Source organism: Rhodococcus sp. P4_E4 (assembly GCF_056401575.1).
The window spans coordinates 34,046-57,451 of sequence record NZ_JBFUJB010000032.1; the positions used below are offsets into that span (position 1 = coordinate 34,046).

22 protein-coding genes and 6 tRNA genes are annotated in these 23,406 nt (G+C 62.9%); 17 read left to right on the plus strand and 11 right to left on the minus strand.

The window, feature by feature from the left end:
* Positions 1-4: 4 nt before the first annotated feature.
* From hemQ to AC1DVN_RS28945, 5 genes are all read left to right on the plus strand, one after another.
* Entirely contained in the window at positions 5-700 is a 696-nt protein-coding gene (hemQ, locus tag AC1DVN_RS28925) for a hydrogen peroxide-dependent heme synthase (RefSeq protein WP_019748269.1), read from the plus strand.
* A 54-nt stretch (positions 701-754) separates the two neighbouring features.
* Complete coding sequence (locus AC1DVN_RS28930; protein ID WP_477994639.1) at positions 755-3,031, plus strand: molybdopterin guanine dinucleotide-containing S/N-oxide reductase; 2,277 nt, start codon at positions 755-757, stop codon at positions 3,029-3,031.
* An 82-nt stretch (positions 3,032-3,113) separates the two neighbouring features.
* Entirely contained in the window at positions 3,114-3,587 is a 474-nt protein-coding gene (locus tag AC1DVN_RS28935) for a YbaB/EbfC family nucleoid-associated protein (RefSeq protein ID WP_020969512.1), read from the plus strand.
* The gene (locus tag AC1DVN_RS28940) at positions 3,580-3,891 is read left to right on the plus strand and encodes a hypothetical protein (RefSeq protein ID WP_019748272.1); all 312 of its coding nucleotides are present in this window, start codon (positions 3,580-3,582) and stop codon (positions 3,889-3,891) included. Before AC1DVN_RS28935 ends, AC1DVN_RS28940 begins: the two co-directional genes overlap by 8 nt.
* Positions 3,891-4,811, plus strand: coding sequence for a WXG100-like domain-containing protein (locus AC1DVN_RS28945; RefSeq protein WP_046378502.1), 921 nt, complete (start codon positions 3,891-3,893; stop codon positions 4,809-4,811). The genes AC1DVN_RS28940 and AC1DVN_RS28945 overlap by 1 nt, the downstream gene beginning before the upstream one ends.
* Positions 4,812-4,864: 53 nt before the next feature.
* On the opposite strand, the gene msrB is transcribed toward AC1DVN_RS28945, so the two are convergent.
* Genes msrB through AC1DVN_RS28965 form a run of 4 tightly spaced genes read right to left on the minus strand, consistent with a single transcriptional unit; the run spans position 4,865 to position 8,972 of the window.
* Positions 4,865-5,296 carry a peptide-methionine (R)-S-oxide reductase MsrB gene (gene msrB, locus AC1DVN_RS28950; RefSeq protein ID WP_003942631.1) on the minus strand — a complete coding sequence of 144 codons (432 nt, stop codon included), beginning with the start codon at positions 5,294-5,296 and terminating at the stop codon, positions 4,865-4,867.
* A gap of 9 nt (positions 5,297-5,305) precedes the next feature.
* Positions 5,306-6,589 carry a glycosyltransferase family 87 protein gene (locus AC1DVN_RS28955; RefSeq protein WP_019748274.1) on the minus strand — a complete coding sequence of 428 codons (1,284 nt, stop codon included), beginning with the start codon at positions 6,587-6,589 and terminating at the stop codon, positions 5,306-5,308.
* A 60-nt stretch (positions 6,590-6,649) separates the two neighbouring features.
* Positions 6,650-8,203 (minus strand): alpha/beta fold hydrolase, encoded by a 1,554-nt coding sequence (locus AC1DVN_RS28960; RefSeq protein WP_019748275.1) that lies wholly within the window; start codon positions 8,201-8,203, stop codon positions 6,650-6,652.
* 19 nt (positions 8,204-8,222) lie between these two features.
* Positions 8,223-8,972 (minus strand): pyrimidine reductase family protein, encoded by a 750-nt coding sequence (locus AC1DVN_RS28965; RefSeq protein ID WP_019748276.1) that lies wholly within the window; start codon positions 8,970-8,972, stop codon positions 8,223-8,225.
* Between the two features lie 43 nt (positions 8,973-9,015).
* Between AC1DVN_RS28965 and zapE the strand changes: the two genes are divergently transcribed.
* Positions 9,016-10,032, plus strand: a complete 1,017-nt coding sequence (gene zapE, locus AC1DVN_RS28970) for a cell division protein ZapE (RefSeq protein ID WP_019748277.1) — start codon at positions 9,016-9,018, stop codon at positions 10,030-10,032.
* A gap of 12 nt (positions 10,033-10,044) precedes the next feature.
* On the opposite strand, the gene AC1DVN_RS28975 is transcribed toward zapE, so the two are convergent.
* Both AC1DVN_RS28975 and AC1DVN_RS28980 read right to left on the minus strand, forming a co-directional pair.
* Positions 10,045-10,578 (minus strand): GNAT family N-acetyltransferase, encoded by a 534-nt coding sequence (locus AC1DVN_RS28975; protein ID WP_003942603.1) that lies wholly within the window; start codon positions 10,576-10,578, stop codon positions 10,045-10,047.
* A 67-nt stretch (positions 10,579-10,645) separates the two neighbouring features.
* Positions 10,646-11,842, minus strand: a complete 1,197-nt coding sequence (locus tag AC1DVN_RS28980; RefSeq protein ID WP_477994629.1) for an MFS transporter — start codon at positions 11,840-11,842, stop codon at positions 10,646-10,648.
* Between the two features lie 116 nt (positions 11,843-11,958).
* Between AC1DVN_RS28980 and AC1DVN_RS28985 the strand changes: the two genes are divergently transcribed.
* Both AC1DVN_RS28985 and AC1DVN_RS28990 read left to right on the plus strand, forming a co-directional pair.
* The gene (locus AC1DVN_RS28985) at positions 11,959-13,344 is read left to right on the plus strand and encodes a GH1 family beta-glucosidase (protein ID WP_070385158.1); all 1,386 of its coding nucleotides are present in this window, start codon (positions 11,959-11,961) and stop codon (positions 13,342-13,344) included.
* Positions 13,345-13,518: 174 nt separating this feature from the next.
* Complete coding sequence (locus AC1DVN_RS28990; RefSeq protein ID WP_477846765.1) at positions 13,519-14,016, plus strand: alpha-isopropylmalate synthase regulatory domain-containing protein; 498 nt, start codon at positions 13,519-13,521, stop codon at positions 14,014-14,016.
* A 146-nt stretch (positions 14,017-14,162) separates the two neighbouring features.
* Here the strand turns inward: AC1DVN_RS28990 and AC1DVN_RS28995 are convergent.
* The 5 genes from AC1DVN_RS28995 to AC1DVN_RS29015 all read right to left on the minus strand — a co-directional run bounded on the left by AC1DVN_RS28995 (position 14,163) and on the right by AC1DVN_RS29015 (position 14,666).
* Positions 14,163-14,237, minus strand: a tRNA-Val gene (locus tag AC1DVN_RS28995).
* 16 nt (positions 14,238-14,253) lie between these two features.
* A tRNA-Gly gene (locus tag AC1DVN_RS29000) sits at positions 14,254-14,329 on the minus strand.
* Between the two features lie 92 nt (positions 14,330-14,421).
* Positions 14,422-14,496: transfer RNA gene (locus AC1DVN_RS29005), tRNA-Val, on the minus strand.
* Position 14,497: 1 nt separating this feature from the next.
* A tRNA-Cys gene (locus tag AC1DVN_RS29010) sits at positions 14,498-14,568 on the minus strand.
* A gap of 25 nt (positions 14,569-14,593) precedes the next feature.
* Positions 14,594-14,666: transfer RNA gene (locus AC1DVN_RS29015), tRNA-Gly, on the minus strand.
* Between the two features lie 293 nt (positions 14,667-14,959).
* On the opposite strand from AC1DVN_RS29015, the gene AC1DVN_RS29020 reads away from it, so the two are divergent.
* The 9 genes from AC1DVN_RS29020 to pdxS all read left to right on the plus strand — a co-directional run bounded on the left by AC1DVN_RS29020 (position 14,960) and on the right by pdxS (position 23,343).
* A tRNA-Val gene (locus AC1DVN_RS29020) sits at positions 14,960-15,031 on the plus strand.
* 219 nt (positions 15,032-15,250) lie between these two features.
* A complete protein-coding gene (locus AC1DVN_RS29025; protein ID WP_477994631.1) occupies positions 15,251-15,703 on the plus strand; it encodes a TIGR02611 family protein in 453 nt (150 codons plus the stop codon).
* Between the two features lie 133 nt (positions 15,704-15,836).
* Positions 15,837-17,894 carry a threonine--tRNA ligase gene (gene thrS, locus AC1DVN_RS29030; protein WP_007732914.1) on the plus strand — a complete coding sequence of 686 codons (2,058 nt, stop codon included), beginning with the start codon at positions 15,837-15,839 and terminating at the stop codon, positions 17,892-17,894.
* Positions 17,891-18,445 carry an ATP adenylyltransferase gene (locus tag AC1DVN_RS29035; RefSeq protein WP_019748284.1) on the plus strand — a complete coding sequence of 185 codons (555 nt, stop codon included), beginning with the start codon at positions 17,891-17,893 and terminating at the stop codon, positions 18,443-18,445. The genes thrS and AC1DVN_RS29035 overlap by 4 nt, the downstream gene beginning before the upstream one ends.
* Positions 18,446-18,526: 81 nt before the next feature.
* Entirely contained in the window at positions 18,527-19,222 is a 696-nt protein-coding gene (gene pgsA / locus AC1DVN_RS29040; protein ID WP_020907628.1) for a phosphatidylinositol phosphate synthase, read from the plus strand.
* Positions 19,219-20,121, plus strand: a complete 903-nt coding sequence (locus AC1DVN_RS29045) for a phosphatidylinositol mannoside acyltransferase (protein ID WP_019748286.1) — start codon at positions 19,219-19,221, stop codon at positions 20,119-20,121. The genes pgsA and AC1DVN_RS29045 overlap by 4 nt, the downstream gene beginning before the upstream one ends.
* Entirely contained in the window at positions 20,118-21,245 is a 1,128-nt protein-coding gene (locus tag AC1DVN_RS29050) for a glycosyltransferase family 4 protein (RefSeq protein ID WP_003943332.1), read from the plus strand. The genes AC1DVN_RS29045 and AC1DVN_RS29050 overlap by 4 nt, the downstream gene beginning before the upstream one ends.
* Positions 21,242-22,264, plus strand: a complete 1,023-nt coding sequence (locus tag AC1DVN_RS29055) for an NUDIX hydrolase (RefSeq protein WP_042951805.1) — start codon at positions 21,242-21,244, stop codon at positions 22,262-22,264. Before AC1DVN_RS29050 ends, AC1DVN_RS29055 begins: the two co-directional genes overlap by 4 nt.
* Positions 22,265-22,434: 170 nt before the next feature.
* Positions 22,435-23,343, plus strand: a complete 909-nt coding sequence (gene pdxS / locus AC1DVN_RS29060) for a pyridoxal 5'-phosphate synthase lyase subunit PdxS (RefSeq protein WP_003943338.1) — start codon at positions 22,435-22,437, stop codon at positions 23,341-23,343.
* The last annotated feature ends 63 nt before the right edge of the window (positions 23,344-23,406 follow it).

A 23,406-nucleotide genomic window follows, 5' to 3' on the forward strand; every position in this document is an offset into this window, starting at 1 on the left:
ACCCATGGCACGCCTTGATTTCGACAAACTGAACTCTGAAATCCGTTACCTCATGTTCTCCGTGTTCCAGGTGGAACCCGGTGTGCTGGGCGATGATCGGGAAGCTGCGGTCAAGGACGCCCGCTTGTTCTTCGAGGGTCTCGAAGACAAGGGCGTCGTGGTTCGCGGCATCTACGACGTCGCCGGCTTGCGCGCCGACGCGGACTTCATGATCTGGACCCACGCGGCCAGCATCGAGGAACTGCAGGCCGCGTACGCGGATTTCCGCCGCACCACCGTCCTCGGACAGGCCAGTGCTCCCATCTGGAGCAACTCGGCGGTGCACCGCCCCGCGGAGTTCAACAAGAGCCACGTGCCCTCGTTCATCGCGGGTGAGGATCCGGGCGACTACATCTGCGTTTACCCGTTCGTCCGCTCGTACGAGTGGTACCTGCTCCCCGACGAGGAGCGTCGCAAGATGCTCGCCGATCACGGTATGGCTGCTCGTTCGTACAAGGACGTTCGCGCCAACACGGTCCCGGCCTTCGCTCTGGGGGACTACGAGTGGATTCTCGCGTTCGAAGCGCCTGAGCTCATCCGTATCGTCGATCTGATGCGCGATCTGCGTGCCACCGAAGCTCGCTTGCACGTTCGCGAAGAGGTGCCGTTCTTCACCGGGCCGCGCGTGGACATCGAGAAGCTGGTCCTTTCCCTACCCTGATCTACTTCGAAAGTAGTTTCTGTGACAACTGCACCGAACCGGCGTCGTCTACACATGTCCCATTGGGGAATGTTCACCGCCGAATCGGTCGCCGGCGAGGTGACCGCCGTGCATCCGTACGAGGGTGATTCGAATCCCTCGCCGATGCTCGGGAACCTCGCCGGTTCGGTGCGCAGTCGGGCTCGCGTTTCGGGCCCGGCGGTGCGCCGCGGTTGGCTCGAGAACGGGCCTGGTCCCAGCGACCGACGTGGAGCGGACGAGTTCGTCTCGGTCTCGTGGGACGAACTGACCGAACTCCTCTCCCTCGAGTTGCGTCGCGTGGTCGACACGCACGGGAACAAAGCGATCTTCGGCGGCTCGTACGGCTGGGCCAGCGCCGGTCGATTCCATCACGCGCAGAGCCAAGTTCACCGATTTCTGAATCAGCTGGGTGGATACACCAAGTCGGTCCACAGCTACTCGCTCGGTGCCACCGGTGTCATCATGCCGCGTGTGGTCGGAACTCACTGGAAGTTGTTCGCGCGCTCCACGTCGTGGGACGTCATCGCCAAGCACTCCGATCTTCTCGTCTCGTTCGGGGGAGTACCGATCAAGAACACCGGCGTCAATGCCGGTGGTACGAGCGATCATCCGACGAGCGGGGCGCTCGACGCATTTCGTGCCCGCGGCGGAAAGATCGTCTCCTTCAGTCCGTTGCGCGACGACGTCGATGGCGACTGCGAGTGGATCGCACCCATTCCGGGAACCGACGTGGCAATCATGCTTGCCCTGGCGTTTGTCCTGGCGTCGGAGGACCTGCACGATCGCGATTTCCTGAACCGCTTCTGCGTCGGCTACGAACGCTTCGAGGATTACCTGCTCGGACGTGCCGACGGTGTACCGAAGGATCCGCGCTGGGCGGAGAAGATCTCCGGGGTGCCGGCGGAGTTCATCACCGACCTGGCTCGGAGAATGGCGTCCGGCCGGACGCTGGTGACCGTCACGTGGTCGTTGCAACGCATCAAACACGGTGAACAGGCACCGTGGATGGGCGTGACACTCGCCGCGATGCTCGGCCAATTCGGGCTTGCGGGTGGCGGTTTCGGCCACGGCTACGGTTCGATGAACGAGCCGGGTCTGGCTCCGGTGCCGTATCCGTTGCCGACCTTCTCACAAGGTGTGAATCCGGTGCCCGATTTCATTCCGGTGGCCGCGATCTCCGATCTCTTGCTCTCGCCCGGCGAGGAGTTCGACTACGACGGCAGGCGCCTGACCTATCCGGATATTCGGTTGGTCTACTGGGCCGGTGGCAATCCGTTTCACCACCACCAGGATCTCCCGAGGCTGCGACGGGCATTTGCGCGTCCGGACACGATCGTCGTTCACGATCCCTACTGGACGCCGATGGCCCGCAATGCCGACATCGTTGTCCCGTCGACAACGTCGCTCGAACGAAATGACCTGAGCTGCACACGAAATGATCCACTTCTGGTCGCGATGCAGCAAGTAGTTCCACCTTTCGCGAACTCGCGAGACGACTACGACACGTTTGCCGCTCTGGCTTCTGCGCTCGGATTCGGGGAGCAGTTCACCGAGGGGAGATCCTCACAGGAGTGGATCGAGCATCTCTACGGTCAATGGCGGCCGTTCGTCGATGCAGACGGCGGCAACACACCGACGTTCGAGGATTTCTGGTCGGACGGGCACTACCGGATGCGAACCGAAGACAACCTCGTGCTCTTCGGTGACTTCCGCGAGGACCCCGAGAAGTATCCGCTCTCGACTCCGAGTGGGAAGATCGAGATCTTCTCCGAGACCATCGAGTCTTTCGGCTACGACGACTGCGCCGGCCATCCGCGCTGGTACGAGCCCGACGAGTGGCTGGGTGGACCACGGGCCACGCAATTCCCGCTTCACTTGATCGCCAACCAGCCCAAGACGCGGCTGCACAGCCAACTCGATCACGGCGCTGCGAGCCAGGCATCGAAGATTCAGGGACGCGAGCCGATTCGTATGCACCCCGATGCAGCGGCCCAGCGCGGCGTGTCGGCTGGGGACGTGGTGCGCGTATTCAACGATCGCGGGGCGTGCCTGGCTGGTGTGATCGTCGATTCGGATTTGCGGAGCGACGTCGTCCAGTTGTCGACCGGGGCGTGGTACGACCCGCTCGATCCTGCCGATCCCGATTCGCTGTGTGTTCACGGAAATCCCAACGTTCTTACGCCGGACGTCGGCACGTCTTCGCTTTCGCACGGGTGCACCGGCCAGCACGTTCTGGTGCAGATCGAGAAATTCGAAGGGGTTCTGCCGCCGGTCAAGGCGTTCGATCCGCCCGTGCTTCGTTCGCGCTGACGGAACCGATCGGCCACCTCCCGCGTCGAACCTCGTGAGCGCCTGAATCAGGTGTCACGATCTATCGAAGGTGGGGGCCATCGTGAGTGGGGCGGATGTTGGTTCGATGAGGGGACAGGTCGAAGTTCTTCGGGCTCAGATCGATTCGATGCAGGTTGATCTGTTGGAGCGAACGCGATCGCTGGCGGATATGCAGGAGAAGATCGCACGAGCGACGGCGAGCGCGCGCTCGAGTGATGGCAGTGTGGAAGTCGTCGTAGACGCTTCGGGGGCGACCGTGGGAGTCGCCCTCTCCGGGAGCGCTTACGGCAAGCATTCGCCGGTAGCGTTGGGAAATCTGATCCTGGCCACGGCCACATCTGCGGCGGAGGACATGCGCCGACAGATTGCCGAGATGTCGAGGCCGTTCACCGAAGCGGCCAGGATCGATTTGCCCGACCTCGTTCCCGGTGTGCTCGGATTGCGTGAGATTCTCGCGCCTCGTCCGGCGTCGGTGCCGGTCGGCGGCGACGAGCACTGGGACCGCACCGTTCTGAGGAGCTCCGGCAATGTCTGAACTGGACGTGGACGTGGCCGCGATGGGAAGTGCTGCACCAGCATTCGAGGTGGTCGCTGCCGATCTCGACGAGGCACGGAGTGCTCTGGAAACAGTGGCCGGCGCCGAAGAGGGGTGCTGGGGCGCTGACCAGTTCGGAACCGCATTCTCGGACGCGTATGTTCCCGGTGCGGAGTCAGCAGTCGGTGGGATGACACTGGTCGCGGGCGCGCTCCGCGAATTGACCGCCACGCTGATCGAGATCACCGATCGTTTCGAATCGATCGACACCTCGCTTGCCGACGACATGGCGGGTGGGCTCTGATGGGACTCGAGATTCCAGGCTGGTTACAGGCGGTTGCGTCGGTCGCGGTGGGCAGTGACTGGCCGCAAGGAGACGAAACGGCACTGTGGAGGTTGGGTGATGCCTGGTCAGGCGCGGCTGATCGGATCGAGGCTTCGGCCGCTGCCGGTGGTTACGGATTGCAAACAGTACTGGCATCGATCGACGGTCGAGCCGGCGACTCGTTGTCTCGGTATTGGTCGGAGGCCGGGGGAGTTGCGGATGTCTTCGAGCGGTTGTCCTCTGCCGCGGCCGAACTGGGTCAGTCATGCACCGATACCGGCACGGACATCGAGTACACCAAACTGTCGATCCTCGCGGCGCTGGGCGCACTGGCGCTCGAGATTGCCGCCATGGTGGCGGCCGCTGTCCCGACACTGGGTGCGAGTACCGCCGGAATCGTGGCGGCTGAGGTGGCAACAACACTCACGGTCCGAATGCTGTTGCAGCAATTGTTGATACGAGTGATCGAGGCTGCAGCAGTGGAAGCTGCCGCTGCCGTCTTCTCCGGCCTCGCCATTCAACTCGGGCAGATGACGATGGATCATCGCCAGTCGATCGACGGTGGCAAGGTCGTGACCGAGGGGCGCGACGGTTTCATCAAGGGACTTGCGAACGGAGGGTTGAAGACGACGCCGGATCGTGTCGGCCCCGACCCGAACCCGCTCCCGACCGGTTCGAGATTGCAGCAGATCGCGCGGGGGGCTTTCGACGATGCGGTATCGGGAGCGTCCGCTGCGATCGTGACGAAGGAAGTCACGGGCGGCGATGCCTCGTTGACGGACATCACTTCCGGCGCGATCGGTGGTGGGATCGGGTCAGTCAAGGACGGTCTTGTCGCTCGAAACGAGGACCTGAACGCGGCTGGTCTGAGCCCGACTGCGCTGAACTGGGACTTCTGAGTTGAAGTCTCGAATCGTGGGCTACCAGTGACTCGGGGTAGCCCACGACCTGGCTACTGAGCGGGCTTGAGAACCAGCGAGATCGAGTTGATGCAGTACCGCTGATCGGTCGGCGTCGGGTATCCCTCGCCCTCGAAGACGTGACCGAGGTGGCTGTGGCACTTCTTGCAGATGACCTCGACACGGCGCATCCCGAGTGAGCTGTCTTCCTTCAGGATCACGGCATCCGAATCCGCCGGATCGAAGAAGGACGGCCACCCGCAGTGCGATTCGAACTTCTCGGTGCTGCGGAACAGTTCGGCTCCGCACGCACGGCAGGAGTAAACGCCTTCCGTGGTGGTGTCGGTGTACTCGCCGACGAAGGGGCGTTCGGTGCCGGCTTGGCGCAGGACGGCGAACTCCTCCGGCGTCAGCTTTTCGCGCCACTCGCTCTCGGTGTACGTGACCTCAGGTGTGCTGTCGATGCCATCGTGTGAAGAACTCATGCCTCCACGCTAATGCTTTGTCGCCGTTTCGGCTTCGTCGGCAGGTGAGACGGTATCGAGTGGGGGATCGAGGAGGTAGGCGGGATCGATTCCGCGATCCAAGCGGCCCTCGCGACGCGCGACCAGATACCGGTATCCGAGGACACAGAAGATCACGATCAGCAGAAGGCTCCAGCCGAGGGTGCTCTTGGTGTATTCGGCTGCCCGGCCGAAGGTCGGCCAGCGGTTCGACCACCAGCTGTCGAACGTCATGAAGCCGTAGACGGCGAGCCACGCCGGCCAGTTCCGCATGACCGAGTTCTTGAGCACCACGGACATCAACAGCGGCAACAGCATCATCGAGTAGTACATCTGGCCGAGCGATGGCAGCAGGAACGACGCGGTCATGATCACACCGGTCGCGGTGGTGAGGAAGAAGAGTTCGTCGTTGCGGTAATAGCGGTAAAGAAGCCACAGAGAGACGACGACCATGGCGGCCAACACGACGCGCAACAGCAGGATCAACCATTCGGGCAGACCGAAGTAAGCGCCGTTTCCGACAATCGAACTGTTGAAGTAGTCACGAGATTCGAGCAGGTACGGCACGGTGCGGCGGACGAAGTCCATCGGATCCGACGCAAGCGGCCATGCCACGACCGTGAGAATGAACGGGATGCCCAGGGCGGTGACGAGCACCTTCCACTGACCGCGAACGAGCGGCAGCAGGAGCAGTGGCGCGAGAGTGGGTTTCACTGCGATGGTGAGACCGATCGCGGCGCCGGCCCACAGATCCTTCTTGCGCATCAGCAGCAGGAGGAAGGCAACTTCGCCGAGTAGTACGAGGCCGTTGATGTTGGTGAACACCAACGTGTTGGTGACCGTCTCCGACATGAAAGCGCCGAGCACCAGAATCGGCGCCGCGATGGAACTGATCGTCAGGTCGAACAAGCGCAACAGCAGGTAGAGAGCCACGAGAATGGCGACGGCATTGACACCGATGAACAGCCACCGCGAGCGCTCGGGATCGAGGATCGCCAGGGGTGCCATCAACAAGGAACCCGATGGTGGGTACAGATAATGGGGGTCTACGGAGTTGAAATCTGCGGTGTAGACGTCGCGCCCGTTCCAGAACGCCAGCGCGGCGTTGTAGACCGGTCGGAAGTCATCGGTGATGGCGCCGTTGACTGCTGTGACGATGACACGATTGAGCACAGTCATCACGGCGATCGGCCACAAAACGAAGTTGACGACTTGTTGGGTTGTCCGCCCGGTACGCGGCTCGAGCTGTCGAAGGAACACTTCGGCACGGTACACCGGAGCAGGGTGTGATCGGGGGATGCACCCCTTTTCCGTCGTGGTGGACAAGCGCCCGAGTCAGGCCGGGCACACGCTTCCGTTGCTGGGCAGGGAGGCATCGGTGAGGTATGCCCTCATCGCCTGCTGCGCGCAGGTGGATTGTGCCGCGGGGTGACCTGCACCCTGCCAGTCCAGGGTTGCGAAGCGCGACCCCGCGTTGGTCACGACGCCGGTGACGGTCGAGAGTCCGGAGTTCCCGACGGCCGGGTCGCCCTGACCGCTCAGCACGAGGACGGCGGGCTTCAACTGATTCGGCAGGGGAGAGTTGGCGGTCGACGGCCAGCTGGCGCATGCGAGCAAACCGAGCGCGGCTTCTCGACCGAATACCGGATAGTTGGTGCCCCAGGTGTCCGCCAGTTCGCGGACGCGCCCGATCCCCGGCCACTGCATGCCGTCGGTGCATCGTCCGATGAACTGGCCGTCACCGTCCACCTCGTTCTCTGCCCGGGCGGCGCGCTCTCGAATCGGCGAAGCGTTGCCGGTACCGAGCGCGGACAGAGCGTCTGAGAGCGAGCGGGTCTCTTGCTCACGGTTGGTTCCGGCAGTCCACAGGCTCGCCGAAATCGCGTTCGACACCGCAGCGGCGGACAGCGGCTGGAATTCATCGGCCCGAGCGCGCTCCATCAGGTCCGTGACCGCTTTCTTCGGATCAGGTCCGAGAGAGCACCCCAGCGCCACACATCGCTGAGCGAATGCGGTCAACGCCGCTTCCTCGCCCTGCACGCGGCTCTCCGCCTCGGTGGCAGCGTCGGTGGCCACCGGAGCGGGAGAATCGAGGATCAACCTCGCGAGGTTGTCGGGGTGGGCTGCCGCGTAGCTCAGCGCGATGTCCGAGCCGGACCCTGCCGACCACAGAGCGATGGTCTCGACGCCCCACCGCGTACGTAGAGCGTCGATGTCCTCGGCAGCGGAGTCCGCGCCGAACTTCAGTTCTTGAGGATCGAGGTAGTCGGTACAGGCGATGGTTGCATCGTGACCGAGAGCGGCGACCGCGTCGGCGGCGTCGCCGGTGGAGTCCGCGTCGAACTGGCCCAGATCGTGAAGGCCGCGCCGAATCTCCGGCGTCATGCAGTCGATTGCGGTGGACCTGTCGATTCCGCGTCGATCCAGGGCAACGACGGGGTGATCCGCGAGTACCGTCGTCAAGCCGGACGTAGCGAGCATGGCCAGAGAGTTTCCCGACGAACGGTCGGTGCCGGACGTGAACACGATCGGATACGCGTTGGCAGGCGTCGACGACGTTCGAGCGCGGGTCAAGCCGGCAGTGAAGTTGCCGTCGATGGCGCCGGTCACGTCGATGGGGGCACTGAATTCCGCGCATTCGAGGATGACGCCGGCGCTCGACGCTGCGAGAGCCTGGTCGGCGAGTGACGTGCCGGTGCAGTCTCGCCACGGTATGTCGTCGGTCGGGACGCCGGGGTCGACCGGCGGCGCATCGGGTGACGGCCCCTCGCTCTGGGCAGGGCTGCCGTCGGTGCGGCCTTCGACCGCGACGGCGGGCCGAAGCGACGGCCCGGCGCCGCACGCACAACACGTCGCGAGGACGACGGCCATCAAAGCAACTCTGCGCATGCCGACCAGAGTGCCAGGTTCACCGACGTGGCTGCTGACGAACCCATCGAGTGAGGATCGTGCCGTCCGAATCGCCGAGAATGTGAGCGGGACGCATCGACGTGGGCATTGCATTGGGGGAGAGCGAGATTCGGCCGACTTTGCTCCCCACCAGTTGAGGTGAAGTGGTGATGCAGAGTTCGTCGACGGCATTGTCCTCGATCAACTGCCCGAAAAGTGACGGCCCGCCCTCGCACAGCGCGCGACGGAGCTTGCGAGCCGACAAGGCCCTGTCGATGTCGCCGCTGCTGACATTCGGTGAGTCCGTCACCTCCACCTGCGCTCCGGCCGACCTCAGCGCTGAAATCGCTGCGCTGTCCGCGGCGCTACCGACAACAAGAATCGGCGGAATTTCGGTATCTCGCAGGAGCCGGCTTTCAGGGTCGATCGACGCGTGCGCCGAGACGACGAGGATCGGTGGGACCGGAGCGAGGCCGCCCGCCTTTCGTCGCGCCCGGGCTGCGTCCGAGATCTGCACACCCCCGTAGTTCTCGGCTCGCGCTGTGCCTGCGCCGACCACGACGACGTCACAAAGTTCGCGCAAGATCCCGAATACCGACTTGTCTGCAGGTGTGCCCAGTCCATGGCTCACTCCGTCGACGGAGACGCACCCGTCGATGCTGGAAACGAAGTTCACGCGCATCCAGGGTTGGGAGAGGTTCTCCGGATAGGCGTACAAGCCGCGGAGTTCGTCTTCGTGGCCTGGTGTGAAGTAGGTCGCAATATCCATACGGTGCACATGAGAGATCACATCACGTAGATACCCTTGACGGATGCATGAACGTCTTGTCGATCGCAGCCCGGTGGTACCCGCCGATCAACTGGTAGCTCAAATGGTGCCTCCCGCAATGTTCGACGAGGTGAGTTTTGCGTCCTACATTCCTGATCCGAAGGAACCGAGCCAGGCAGCTGCTGTCGCCAAGGCCGAGGAATTCTCCAAGCGCGTAACCAAGATCCGTAGTGGTGGACGCCGCGGACTGTTCGGCAAGAAGACCCAGGCGACCGGCGCCGGCCTGTACCTCGACGGCGGGTTCGGTGTCGGTAAGACTCACTTGCTGGCGTCGATCTTCCACAGCGTTCCGTCGCCGAAGGCTTTCGGAACCTTCGTCGAGCTGACACACGTCGTCGGCGCTCTCGGCTTCAACAAAGCGGTCGAAGCGCTCGCCGACCACAGCGTTCTCTGCATCGACGAGTTCGAGCTCGACGATCCGGGCGACACCATGCTCGTCTCTCGCCTCCTTTCGGAGCTTTCCGCGCGCGGCGTGTCCATCGTCGCGACGTCGAACACGCTTCCCGGCCAGCTCGGTGAGGGTCGCTTCGCGGCTCAGGACTTCCTGCGTGAGATCAAGAAGCTCGGCTCGATCTTCGAGACGATTCGCGTCGACGGCCCCGACTACCGTCACCGCGATCTCCCGCCCGCACCAGAGCCCATCTCCTCGGAGGAATTGGTCTCTCGGGCCGAGGCGATCGACGGCGCCACGCTCGACAACTTCGACGAGCTGTGCAAGCACCTCAGCACACTGCATCCGTCGCGCTACAACAAGCTGGTCGAGGGTGTGAAGGCAGTCTTCATCGACGGCGTTCACCCGGCCACGGATCAGTCTGTTGCACTGCGCATCGTGGTTCTCGCCGACCGTTTGTACGACGCGAGCATCCCGGTCACCGTTTCCGGCGCACGCCTCGATGAGATCTTCACTCCCGAGATGCTCGCCGGTGGGTACAAGAAGAAGTACCTGCGCGCGACCTCGCGTCTGCTCGCACTTTCTCGTTTCGAGGTCGCGGCCGGCTGATCAGCAGGCCTGTCAGCTGACGGGGCGCTCCATCACGAAATCGTGGTGGAGTTGTGCCCCCACGAGAAAAGTCTTCGTGCCGACCTGGGTGAAGCCGTGTTTGGCGTAGAACTTCTGGGCGCGCAGATTTTCCTGATTGACACCCAGCCAGATCCCGGCACTTCCGCTGCGTCGTGCATGGTCGACAACCGCGTCCATCAGGGATGCTGCCGCGCCGGTTCCGTGGTTTCCCGGAAGCACGTACAACTTGCTCAGTTCCGTCGTCGGGCGAAGTGTCACAGCAGCTTTGACGTCCGGATCGGCGGGCTCGTCGTCGACGAGCATCGCGTAGCCGACGATCGAGCCGTCGCGAATGACCTTGAGAACGGTTCGTGTCGGGTCCGTCAGATACTCGGAGAACTTGTCGACCGAGAGAACGTTGTCGATGAAGGCACTGATGTCGTCGTCGGATGCGTCCGGCGGACAAGCCAGCGGAAACGTCACCGCTGCCACGTCGGCGATTGCTTCGGAATCCCAGATTCCGGCCCGGTCAACGGTGATCGTCACGTCAGTTTCTACCTCTCGCGCACATGATTCGGTTGATCAAGTACACCACCTTCGTCGAGCGTGATGCTCACGCGGCGTTCTCGGCGACCGGCGTCGTGGCTCGTTTCGGTGCGAACGCGGGAGCAAGAACTATCAAGATCGCGCAGAACGCCAGCGGAATCAGGAACCCGATTCGAAGGTCACTGAAGGCAGCGACCGCGCCGACGATGCCGCCGCCGACCACCGTGCCGACGTAGTTGAAGAGGTTGATGCGTGCGATCACCGCGTCGACCTGATCCGGGGGAGCCATCCGTCCGGCGGCGCTGAAGCAGATCGGGGCGATCACCGGTACGCCGAGGCCGACGATCAGGAAGCCGGCGATGGCAACGGCGGGAGATTGCGCGAGGACAACGATCGTCATGCCGACCACGCCGATGAGAGAGCCGATCCGCACGACGGTGGTCTCACCGAACTTGCCGACCCAGTAGTCGCCGGTCAGTCGTGCGACCAGTGCCGCGATTTGGTACGCCGCCACGGAAAGGGCGGCCGTCCCGGCGTCGGCGAGCAGTTCGTCCTTGACGTACAGCGTCGACCAGTTTCCGACGCTGAAGTCGACCGCATAGAACAATGCCATCGCGACGCCGAGGAGGACGAACGCGCGGGTGGGTACGGTGAATTTCGCGGTGCTCGTGATGTTTGCATCGGCAACCGGAGACTCGGAGCGATCGAGCAGTTGCGGGCCGAAGGCCAGAAGCATCAGTCCGACAACAACTCCCGCGATCACCTGCGTTATGCGGATCGAGATGTCGAGGCTTGCGGTAGCAGAGATGAACAGAGCGCCGACAATCGCTCCGACGCTCCAGGAAGCATGGAACGAGGAGAGGATGAAGCGGCCCTTGGCGTGTTGGATCGAGACTGCCTGCATGTTGGCGGCCCCGTCGACCATGCCGAGTCCGATGCCGTAGATCGCCAGGAAGACGAAGAACATCGCCGCGTTGGGCGCAATTCCGGTTGCCCCGCCGAAGACTGCGATGACGGCGAGTCCGGTTCGCAGAGTCATCTTGCTCGACGTTCTCACGGCCAGAATCTCGGCGAGCACGCTGCCGAGCCCGGCGATGACGGACACGGTGACAACCGCAACCACAACCAGTGTCTCGCTCAGCTCGAACAAGTCCTTGTACTGCGGCAGCTGCGTCAGAATGGCGGCGAGCAGAAATCCTTGAAGTCCGAAGGCCACCGAAGTGGCGATCCGAGCCCTCGTCAGGGTGCGGGTGTTATCCGTCATCAAGCAGGGCCTTTGTCTCGTTCGTTCGGTTAGGCCGAACGGTACTGGATCTTGATACTGGTCGAGTGTCCAACAAAGCTGCGTGTTTTGCACGTTTCTTTGATTAACTGACCGACATGACTCGGCAGCCGACACCAGAATTTCCGTCTTCCTTCGTCTGGGGAACCGCCACCGCGGCCTACCAAATCGAAGGAGCTGTGGCCGAAGACGGTCGCGGACCGTCGATTTGGGACGAGTTCTGTGACCGCCCCGGTGTAGTCGTCGGGGGCGACACCGGAGCGGTTGCTGCCGATCATTATCACCGCTGGGAATCGGATATCGAGTTGATGAAAGACCTCGGGCTCGACGCTTATCGGCTGTCCCTGTCGTGGTCGCGAATTCTGCCCACCGGATCGGGGGCTGTGAATGCGAAAGGGCTCGACTTCTACGACCGCCTGATCGATCGACTGTGTTCGGTGGGAATTACTCCTGCCGTCACTCTCTTTCACTGGGATCTGCCCCTCGCACTGCAAGAGCAGGGCGGCTGGATGAACCGAGACACCTCGTACCGGCTGGGGGAGTACGCCCAGGTCGTCGGCGAACGGTTGTCCGATCGCGTCGGAATGTGGATGCCGCTCAACGAACCGGTAGTGCACACGCTCTACGGTCATGCCCTGGGAGTTCATGCCCCCGGCCTGGCCTTGGGGTTCGAGGCTTTCCAAGCCGCACATCACCAGCTGCTCGGGCACGGCCTCGCTGTCGAAGCGCTTCGGGCAACCGGATGCACGAACATCGGAATCGCCTCGAACCATGCACCGGTGCGGGCCGCTTCCGATTCCCCGGAAGACGTGATGGCTGCCGACATCTACGACCACGTCGTCAATTGGATGTTCGCCGACCCGGTATTGGTCGGAAAGTACCCCGCCGACGAATTCGCCCAGCTGCTCAGCGGTCCCGTCGACGAGGACTTGAAAATCATCGGGGCGCCGCTCGACTGGTACGGGATCAACTACTACGAGCCGACGATGATTGCCGCTCCGGTGGAAGGCCAGGGGACCGAAGGTGTGCTCGAGGTCGACCTACCGCCGGGCCTGCCCTTTGCGCCTGTCGCGATTACCGGTTATCCCACAACCGATTTCGGATGGCCGATCGTTCCCGAAGGGCTGGGTGAGATCCTGCGGACGTTCCGAGCTCGGTTCGGTGACGCACTGCCGCCGATCTACATCACGGAAAGCGGATGTTCATTCCACGACGCACCGGATGCCGCAGGCGTCGTCGAGGACGAAGCGCGAATCGACTACCACGATGCGCACCTTCGCGCCCTCCGATCGGCAATGGACGACGGTGTCGACGTCCGTGGCTATTTTGTGTGGTCACTCCTCGACAACTTCGAGTGGGCAGCCGGCTACCAGGAACGATTCGGCCTGGTCCACGTCGATTTCGATACCCAGAAGCGCACACCGAAGACCTCGTTCGAGTGGTATCGCGCCCTGATCGCCGGGCACAAATCGGCTCAGGTCTGACCTGTGCGGAGGCGGTCCGGGTTGCATTCTCGAACCGGGCCGCCTAGCCTCGTCTCTCATGAAGCGAATTCTCGTAGTAAGCCGCCGTAGCGGGGTCTGAATCGGACCGACCCCTCGCTGCGGGTCGTCTTGCTACCAGTTGGTCCTCCACTTCATTCCAGGAAGACCACGATCATGACTTACAACTTCGCCTTCGCTTCTGATTCTGCCTTCGCTTCTGATTCTTCTTCTACCGCTGCTGATCCTTTCGCGACGCGTCACGGAAAATCTCTGCCAGCCGGCCTGCGCACCGAATGCTCAGCGATGTCTTGGACCGAGTTCGAGTCCACGTATGCGGCTATGAGCGGCCCGATCCGTTTGGGCGCGTGGTCCTCCGAGAAGATTGCGCCGGGTCGTTGGACTTTCGAAGCGACTCTCGGTCTGGGGGAGCGCATCCAGAAGGCTTCCGCCACCTCGACTGGCGCGATCTCGGCCATGACGTCGATGCTGCACGACGCGGGAATCTCGCTCGAGATCCTGTCTTTCCATCAGCACCAGATCGGCCACCGCACGGCGACGTTCATCTTCACCGAGTGCGACGGCCGTCGGAGCTGGGCGATGGGGATTGCGGAGTCGTCGACTGAGTCCTCGCTGCGCGCGATGACTTCGGCAGCGAACCGCTTCTCTCACTGATCAGTTACAACAATCTGATCAGCTACATCAACCGCAGTACTGACGTGGATTCCCGAGAGGGCTTGCGTCTGTACTGCGGTTGATGTGTTCGGCGCTCGAACGCAAAAAGCCGGAACCCTGAGGTTCCGGCTTCTTGCAATTTCAAATGGTGCGCGATACTGGGATTGAACCAGTGACCTCTTCCGTGTCAGGGAAGCGCTCTCCCGCTGAGCTAATCGCGCGGGTTCTGGAGAAAAATGGAGCGGACGACGGGATTCGAACCCGCGACCCCAACCTTGGCAAGGTTGTGCGCTACCAGCTGCGCCACGTCCGCATGAGCAATGAACTCCGTTACCGGAACTCAGTACTTTTCTAACTTATCAGACCTGCAAGCAGGTCTTGACCATCAGGCCCGAGGGCCTGACGTGGTGCGCGATACTGGGATTGAACCAGTGACCTCTTCCGTGTCAGGGAAGCGCTCTCCCGCTGAGCTAATCGCGCGAGGTGGAGACGGGAATCGAACCCGTGTGCACGGCTTTGCAGGCCGTTGCCTCACCACTCGGCCACTCCACCGTAAAAGGTTGAGTCACACCTCTCGAGCGGACGACGGGATTCGAACCCGCGACCCCAACCTTGGCAAGGTTGTGCGCTACCAGCTGCGCCACGTCCGCATCGCACCGTGTTGCTTGGGGAGCTGCTCGCTCTCCTCGGTGCGTTGGAAACATTAGCCGACCGTGTCGGATACACACAAATCACCAGCTCAGTGGCGTGTTCGGAGTCGAATCGGCCCGTCGCGCGCGTTGCAACTGTCCGTCTTGGCGATGAATACGGTCTGAAATCAGCTCGAATTCGGAGATTTCGGGGTCGCCTGGGGCAAAACGAATGCCAACCTGGTGATTCGTATTCATCGCGCAGCCGTGTTAATGTTCCAATTCGTTCGAGCGCATGCGTTCGGATGACTTACGGTCCCGTGGCTCAGTGGGAGAGCGTCCGCTTCACACGCGGAAGGTCGCTGGTTCGATCCCAGCCGGGACCACAGAAAAACACTGAAGGCGTTCCCGATCATCGGGGACGCCTTCAGTCGTTTGAGAGCACAGTCGTTTGAGAGCACAGTCGTTTGAGAGCACAGCTGTTTGAGAGCACAGCTGTTCGAGGGCACGGTTGTTTCGGCATGCAGACCGTCGTCGCAGGTCGCCGGCCAATGATTTCGGTAGCCTGGTCGAAGAGACATTTCGCGACCGAAAAGGTGACCGACTTGAGTACCGAAAAGGTCGATTCTCCCGTCGACAATTCAGACCTGTCCGTCTTCCAAGACGCAGAGTCCCGCTGGGAGCGGTGGCGCGCTGGAATCGCCGCGCGGCCCACCCTCAATCTTGCGTACCGCATCGGTGTGGGAGTCGTGGGCACGATCGTGTTCGCAGCAGGCATCGTGGCTATTCCGTACCCCGGGCCCGGTTGGCTCATCGTCTTCGCCGGCCTCGGCATACTGGCGTCGGAGTTCGCGTGGGCACATCGACTCCTTCATTTCGCGAAGGCTCGATACGACAGGTTCATGGAATGGTTCGGCAAGCAGTCGCTGTTCGTCAAGGGGTTGGGCGTTCTGTTCACCACAGTGATCGTCCTGGCGACTTTGTGGGTGCTCGGCACCTTCGGCCTGATCGGGGGATGGGTGGGCCTGGACTACTCGTGGCTCGAGTCGCCACTGTGAGCTGAACGCGGCCCGGTTTCCTTCACTCGGTTGTCTCACCATGTCGGTAGGGCCGATAACATGATCGTGCGCGTGCTCGCAGTGGGTACGACGCCTGTCTAACTTGTCGCAATACCTTTAGGAGCACATCGCCGTGACCAGTCCCGCGCCAGAGCACTCAGCCGCCCCACTTCGGGTGCCCGCGGGGACGACCGCCGGGACTGCAGTGCGCGAAGCCGGATACCCCACGAAGGGGCCCGACGTGATCGTCGTTGTCCGCGATGGCGAGGGAACGCTCAAGGATCTGTCGTGGACACCTGAGGTCGATGTCGACGTCGAGCCGGTGGCAGCATCCACCGAGGACGGCCGCAGCGTCATCCGGCACTCCGCGGCTCACGTCCTCGCGCAGGCGGTCCAGAAGGAATTCCCCGACGCGAAGCTCGGCATCGGTCCGCCGATCAAGGACGGCTTCTACTACGACTTCGCGGTGGACCGCCCGTTCACTCCGGAGGATCTGGCCAAGCTCGAAAAGCGTATGAAGCAGATCATCAAGGGATCGCAGCGTTTCTCGCGTCGAGTGGTCGATTCGATCGAGGACGCTCGGGTCGAGTTGGCCGACGAGCCCTTCAAGCTCGAACTGATCGACGACAAGTCCGGTATCGACGATCCCGAGATCATGGAGGTGGGTGGCAACGAGCTGACCATCTACGACAATCTCGATCCTCGTACCGGCGACAAGATCTGGTCCGATCTGTGCCGCGGCCCGCATATTCCGACCACGAAGCACATTCCGGCCTTCAAGTTGACCCGAAGCTCCGCCGCCTACTGGCGTGGCAACCAGGACAACGCCGATCTTCAGCGTGTCTACGGCACCGCGTGGGAGTCCACCGAGGCTCAGGACGAGTACCTCGAACTGCTCGCCGAGGCCGAGCGTCGTGATCACCGCAAGCTCGGTACCGAACTGGACCTCTTCAGCTTCCCCGACGAGCTCGGTTCGGGCCTGCCGGTGTTCCACCCCAAGGGCGGCATCATCCGCACCGAGATGGAGAACTACTCGCGCAGCCGCCACATCGAGGCGGGCTACGAGTTCGTCAACACTCCGCACATCACCAAGGGACATCTGTACGAGGTTTCCGGTCACCTCGACTGGTACCGCGACGGAATGTTCCCGGCGATGCACGTCGACGAGGAACTGAACGAGGACGGCACCGTGCGCAAGCCGGGCCAGGACTACTACCTCAAGCCGATGAACTGCCCGATGCACAACCTGATCTTCCGTGCTCGCGGACGCTCGTACCGTGAATTGCCGTTGCGGCTCTTCGAATTCGGCTCGGTCTACCGCTACGAGAAGTCCGGCGTCATCCACGGCCTGACCCGCGTGCGCGGCATGACCCAGGACGACGCTCACATCTACTGCACCCGTGAGCAGATGCGCGACGAGCTGACCACCACCCTGCAGTTCGTTCTGAACCTGCTCAAGGACTACGGCCTCGACGACTTCTACCTCGAACTGTCCACCAAGAACCCGGACAAGTTCGTCGGTAGCGACGACGTCTGGGAAGAGGCGACCGCAACGCTTGCCGAGGTCGGCGAAGCTTCCGGCCTGACTCTGGTGCCGGATCCGGGTGGAGCCGCGTTCTACGGTCCCAAGATCTCCGTTCAGGTCAAGGACGCACTCGGCCGCACCTGGCAGATGTCGACCATCCAGCTCGACTTCAACCTGCCCGAGCGGTTCGAACTCGAGTACACCGGCAACGACGGCGTCAAGACTCGTCCGGTCATGATCCACCGCGCGCTGTTCGGCTCGATCGAGCGGTTCTTCGGTGTCCTGACCGAGCACTACGCGGGCGCGTTCCCGGCGTGGCTGGCGCCGGTGCAGGTCGTCGGAATCCCGGTGGCCGAGGCCTTCGCCGATCACCTGTTCGACGTCACGAAGAAGCTCAAGGCAGCCGGTGTTCGCGCCGAGGTCGATTTCAGTGATGACCGGATGCAGAAGAAGATCCGTAACCACACCACGCAAAAGGTCCCGTTCATGCTCCTCGCGGGCGAGCGTGACGTGGAAGCCGGCGCGGTCAGCTTCCGTTTCCGTGACGGCACCCAGATCAACGGAATTCCCGTCGACGACGCCGTCCGGATCATCACCGAGTGGATCGGTCGCCGCGAGAATGCCTCGCCGACAGCCGAACTGGTGCAGCCAAGCGTGGCGCAGTGAGCGCCCCCGGTGACGATGGTCCGGGTTCGCTGATCGACCACGGCGTCGGCGATCCTGATCATTTGCAGCGTATTTGGTCGCCACATCGGATGTCGTACATCACCGAGGCGCCCAACACCCCGGGTACGACGGGTGAACCGTTCATCGACATTCCGAAAATGTCGGACGAGGAAGGGTTGATCGTCGCCCGCGGTGAACACGTCTACGCGGTCTTGAACCTGTACCCGTACAACCCGGGTCACCTGATGGTGGTGCCGTACCGCAAGGTCGCGGCCCTCGAAGACCTCACGCCGGAGGAGAGCGCCGAGTTGATGGCGTTCACCCAGCGTGCGTTGCGGGTGATCAAGAGCGTGTCGAATCCGCACGGATTCAACGTCGGTCTGAATCTCGGTGCTGCCGCGGGCGGTTCGCTGTCCGAGCACCTTCACCAACACGTAGTCCCACGTTGGGGCGGCGACGCCAACTTCATCACCGTGCTCGGTGGGGTCAAGGTGATGCCGCAATTGCTGCGGGAGACCAGGGGACTACTCGCCGGTGCCTGGCAACAATAGGTTGATGCATCCGGCTTCATGGCAGGATGCATTGCTGCAACGAGTTCCGAACCGGAACTCACGACGGGGAGGGTTCCTGCGGTGTTGAGCTTCTTCGGGCGCGCATCGGTGTCCAAGGTGACGGCACCTATGGGGAAGGCGCTGGTCAAGACCGGTCTGACGCCGGACTCGGTGACGGTGATCGGCACGGTGGCAAGCGTCGCCGGTGCGGTGACGCTGTTTCCGTCCGGACATCTGTTCTGGGGAACCTTGTTCATCTGGTTCTTCGTCATGTTCGACATGCTCGACGGCGCAATGGCTCGTGCTCGCGGCGGCGGAACGCGGTACGGGGCGGTACTGGACGCGACCTGCGACCGCGTGGCCGACGGCGCGATTTTTGCCGGCCTGGCCTGGTGGGCGGTCTACCACGAGAACAGCAAGTGGCTGCTCGTCGCGACGCTCATCTGCCTCGTCACCTCGCAGGTCATCTCGTACGCGAAGGCGCGCGCAGAGGCGAGCGGGCTGACTGCGGACGGCGGGTGGATCGAGCGCCCGGACCGACTGATCATCGTGTTGGTCGGATCTGGCCTGACAGGTATGGGTCTACCGTGGGCGATTCACATCGCGATGTGGGTACTTGCCGCCGGAAGTATCGTGACGGTCTTCCAACGAGTGCTCGCGGTGCGCAATTCGCCTGGCGCCCGGGAACTTCTGCCGATCGCCCCGGCGGCATCGACGGTCGAAGGCGCGGCGGGCACCGAGGGCGATCCCAAGCCTGAAGGTGAGGCAGAGCAGTGAGTTTTTCCGAGCGCGCAACCGATCTGGGATATGCCGCGGGTTGGCGGCTGGTGAGAAGCCTGCCGGAATCGGTGGCGGTCAAGCTGTTCGACGCCGGAGCGGATTTCGCGGTACGCAAGGGCGGACCCGAACAACTCAGGAAGAACCTCGCGAGAGTTCTGGGCACGACGCCGGCGGAAGTTCCGGATCAGTTGATCAAGGATTCAATGCGCTCGTACGCCCGGTACTGGCGTGAGGCGTTCCGTCTTCCGTCGATGGACCTGGTCGCGACAGGTAAAGCGCTGCATGCGCTGGTCGAGGGCCAGGAACATCTGGAAAAAGCAATGGCGGCAGGTCATGGCGCGGTATTGGCGCTGCCCCACAGCGGTAATTGGGACATGGCCGGCGTGTGGTGTGTTCAGCAATGGGGTGGGTTGACCTCCGTTGCCGAGCGGCTCAAGCCCGAATCCCTGTACGAACGGTTTGTCGAATACCGCGAGAGTCTCGGTTTCGAGATCTTCCCGCTAAGCGGCGGGGAGCATCCACCGTTCGTCGAACTCTCCAAGCATCTGCGTGAGAACAAGATCGTGTGCCTGTTGGGGGAGCGCGATCTGGCGAAGAAGGGTGTGCCCGTCACCTTCTTCGGCGAACCTACTCGCATGCCCGCCGGCCCGGCGAAGCTCGCGATCGACACCGGCGCGCCGCTACTTCCGGTCCACTGCTGGTTCACTCCCGACGGTTGGGGTTTCAAGATCGACCCGCCGATCGACGTATCCGGCGGAGTCGGCCCGGCCACGCAGGCGCTTGCCGACCGTTTCGCGGTCAACATCGCAGCGCACCCCGCTGACTGGCACATGCTTCAGCCGCTGTGGCGCTCCGACCTCTCCGAATCGCGGCTCGCCCGCATGGAGGGTGAATGAAAATCGGCATGATCTGCCCGTACTCCTTCGACGTCCCCGGCGGCGTGCAGGCGCACGTGGTGGATCTGGCCGAGGTGCTGATCGAACGTGGTCACAAAGTGAGTGTGCTTGCGCCGTCGTCCGATGACGACGAGTTGCCGGATTTTGTGGTTTCCGCAGGTAAAGCCGTCGCGATTCCCTACAACGGTTCTGTTGCGCGGTTGTCTTTCGGCCCGACGGCGAACAACCGCCTCCGCAAGTTCATCGCGGAAGGTGACTTCGACGTTCTACATATCCACGAACCCAATGCGCCGAGTCTGTCCATGCTCGCGTTGCGTATCGCGGAAGGCCCTATCGTCGCCACCTTCCACACGTCGACCACGAAGTCGTTGGTGCTGAGCACTTTTCAGGGTGTCTTGGCTCCGTATCTCGAGAAGATCAGTGGCCGGATCGCAGTCTCGGAGTTGGCGCGTCGTTGGCAGGTCGAGTCCCTCGGATCCGATGCGGTCGAAATTCCCAACGGCGTCGATGTCGCAGCGTTTGCCGAGGCCGATCTGTTGCCCGGCTACCCGCGCGAAGGTGGAACCATTCTGTTCCTCGGTCGCTACGACGAACCGCGCAAGGGGATGGCCGTCCTCCTCGGCGCACTGCCGGAGTTGGTCGAGCGTCACCCGGATCTCGAAGTGATCGTGGTCGGACGCGGCGACGAGGAGAAACTCCGCAAAGAGGCGGGCAAGTACTTCAAGCATCTCCGCCTGCTCGGGCAGGTCAGCGATGAGGAGAAAGCGTCGGCGCTTCGCAGTGCGGACGTCTACTGTGCGCCCAATCTCGGCGGTGAGAGCTTCGGGATCGTGCTGGTCGAGGCCATGGCGGCTGGCACTGCCGTCGTGGCCAGTGAGTTGGACGCTTTCCGCCGTGTTCTTCGCGACGGTCAGGCCGGCTTGCTGGTCCCCATCGGGAACTCCGATGCCTTGGCCGAGGCAATCGATTCCGTTCTCGGTGACCCGGATCGACGACGCGCGCTGGTCAACACCGCGACAAGTGTTGTTGCCGAATACGACTGGCCGGTGGTGGCCGAACAGATCCTGCGTGTCTACGAGACCGTCACGGTTGGCGGCACCGGCGTACGCGTGGTGGGTTCATGACCTTCTCCGCTCTGACGATCTTCATTCTCGGGCTCGTCGCTGCCGTCGTCCTGGTCGTCGGACTGTGGGCGTACGGGACGGCGAACCGACTCGATCGACTGCATGTGCGTTCGGATCAGTCGTGGTTGGCGCTCGATGCGGCTCTGTCCCGTCGTGCCGCGGTTGTCCGCGCGGCGGCTGTGGACATGAGCGCCGACGACGCCCGCAGATTCGTCACCTTGGCGGACGCCGCCGAACGGGCGGATCGTCAGGATCGCGAGCTTGCCGAGAACCGGCTGTCCAATGCTCTCGCTGCCTACGGCACGACCTCGCTGCGACCTCAACTGGTGGCCGAGTTGGCCGATGCCGAGGCGCGCGTGCTGATCGCCCGGCGGTTCCACAACGACGCGGTGCGAGACACTCTCGCGTTGCGTACCCGACGACTTGTTCGATGGCTACATCTCGGCGGAACGGCGCCACTGCCTCAATACTTCGAGATCTCTGAGCGCACGACCGCGGCGGCGGTGCCCGAGGGAATCACCGTGGATACGTCACGGACCTCTGCCCGCGTGGTGATGCTGGACGAGGAAGATCGGGTGCTGCTGTTGCGCGGGCACGATCCCAAGATCCCGAACACTTACTTCTGGTTCACCGTCGGCGGCGGGCTCGAACGCGGCGAACATCTGCGAGCGGCCGCGGTTCGTGAGATCGAGGAGGAAACGGGGTTCAAGGTAGCGCCGGAGAATCTGCGAGGTCCGCTTTGGCGTCGGGTGGCGATCTTCCCGTTCGACGGTGAGCTGATCCGTTCGGAAGAGCTGTTCTTCGCTACGCGCACTCACGGCTTCGAGCCGGTCTTCCAAGGCCACACGGAATTGGAACAGCGTGCCATCACCGGCCATCGCTGGTGCAGCGCCGACGAGATCCGCCGACTGGCCAAGTCCGGTGAGCCCGTCTACCCGTTGGATCTGGCAAACCTCCTGGTGGAGGCCGCGACGATTGCGGACGGTTCCGAGGATCCGGAAGTGCGTTCCATCCGCTGATCGTTCGGTCGTTCAGTGCTCGCGGCCGTTTAAGGCCAGCAATGGCAAATTGGATACGGAATCGAAGGCCGGTTCGTCCTAGAGTTCTGGCCAGAGGCCTCCGAGCGTATGAACTCGTGTGTTCGCCGTGCCTTGTTTCTTTCGTCACGCCACTACTGCAGGAGTTTGCTGTGAGCACCCCCGACTCTGCCCCCACCACCGCCATCGGCACCGCCCGCGTCAAGCGCGGCATGGCTGAAATGCTCAAGGGCGGTGTGATCATGGACGTGGTCACCGCTGAGCAGGCCAAGATCGCCGAAGACGCCGGCGCCGTCGCCGTCATGGCACTCGAGCGGGTCCCCGCAGACATTCGCGCACAGGGCGGCGTCTCGCGCATGAGTGACCCGGACATGATCGACAGCATCATCTCCACCGTCAGCATCCCCGTCATGGCGAAGGCACGCATCGGTCACTTCGTCGAAGCTCAGATCCTGCAGAGCCTCGGCGTCGACTACATCGACGAGTCCGAGGTCCTGACCCCGGCCGACTACGCCAACCACATCGACAAGTGGAAGTTCACCGCTCCCTTCGTCTGTGGCGCCACCAACCTCGGTGAAGCGCTCCGTCGCATCAACGAAGGCGCGGCCATGATCCGCTCGAAGGGTGAAGCCGGCACCGGAGACGTCTCCAACGCCACCACTCACATGCGCACCATCCGCGGCGAGATCCGCCGGTTGACCTCGCTGAGCGAGGACGAACTGTACGTAGCCGCCAAGGAACTGCAGGCCCCCTACGAACTGGTCGTCGAGGTCGCCAAGGCCGGCAAGCTGCCTGTCACCATGTTCACCGCCGGCGGCATCGCCACCCCGGCAGACGCTGCGATGATGATGCAACTCGGCGCCGAGGGCGTCTTCGTCGGATCGGGCATCTTCAAGTCCGGCAACCCGAAGCAGCGCGCTGAGGCCATCGTCAAGGCCACCACGTTCTACGACGACCCGGACGTGCTCGCCAAGGTCTCGCGCGGACTCGGCGAGGCAATGGTCGGCATCAACGTCGACGACCTGCCCGTCGGACACCGCCTCGCAGAGCGCGGTTGGTGACAGCAGGTTCGACGACCGGGCTCAGTGCCTGAAAGTCTTCACACAAGAAGGGCGGCGGTTGCA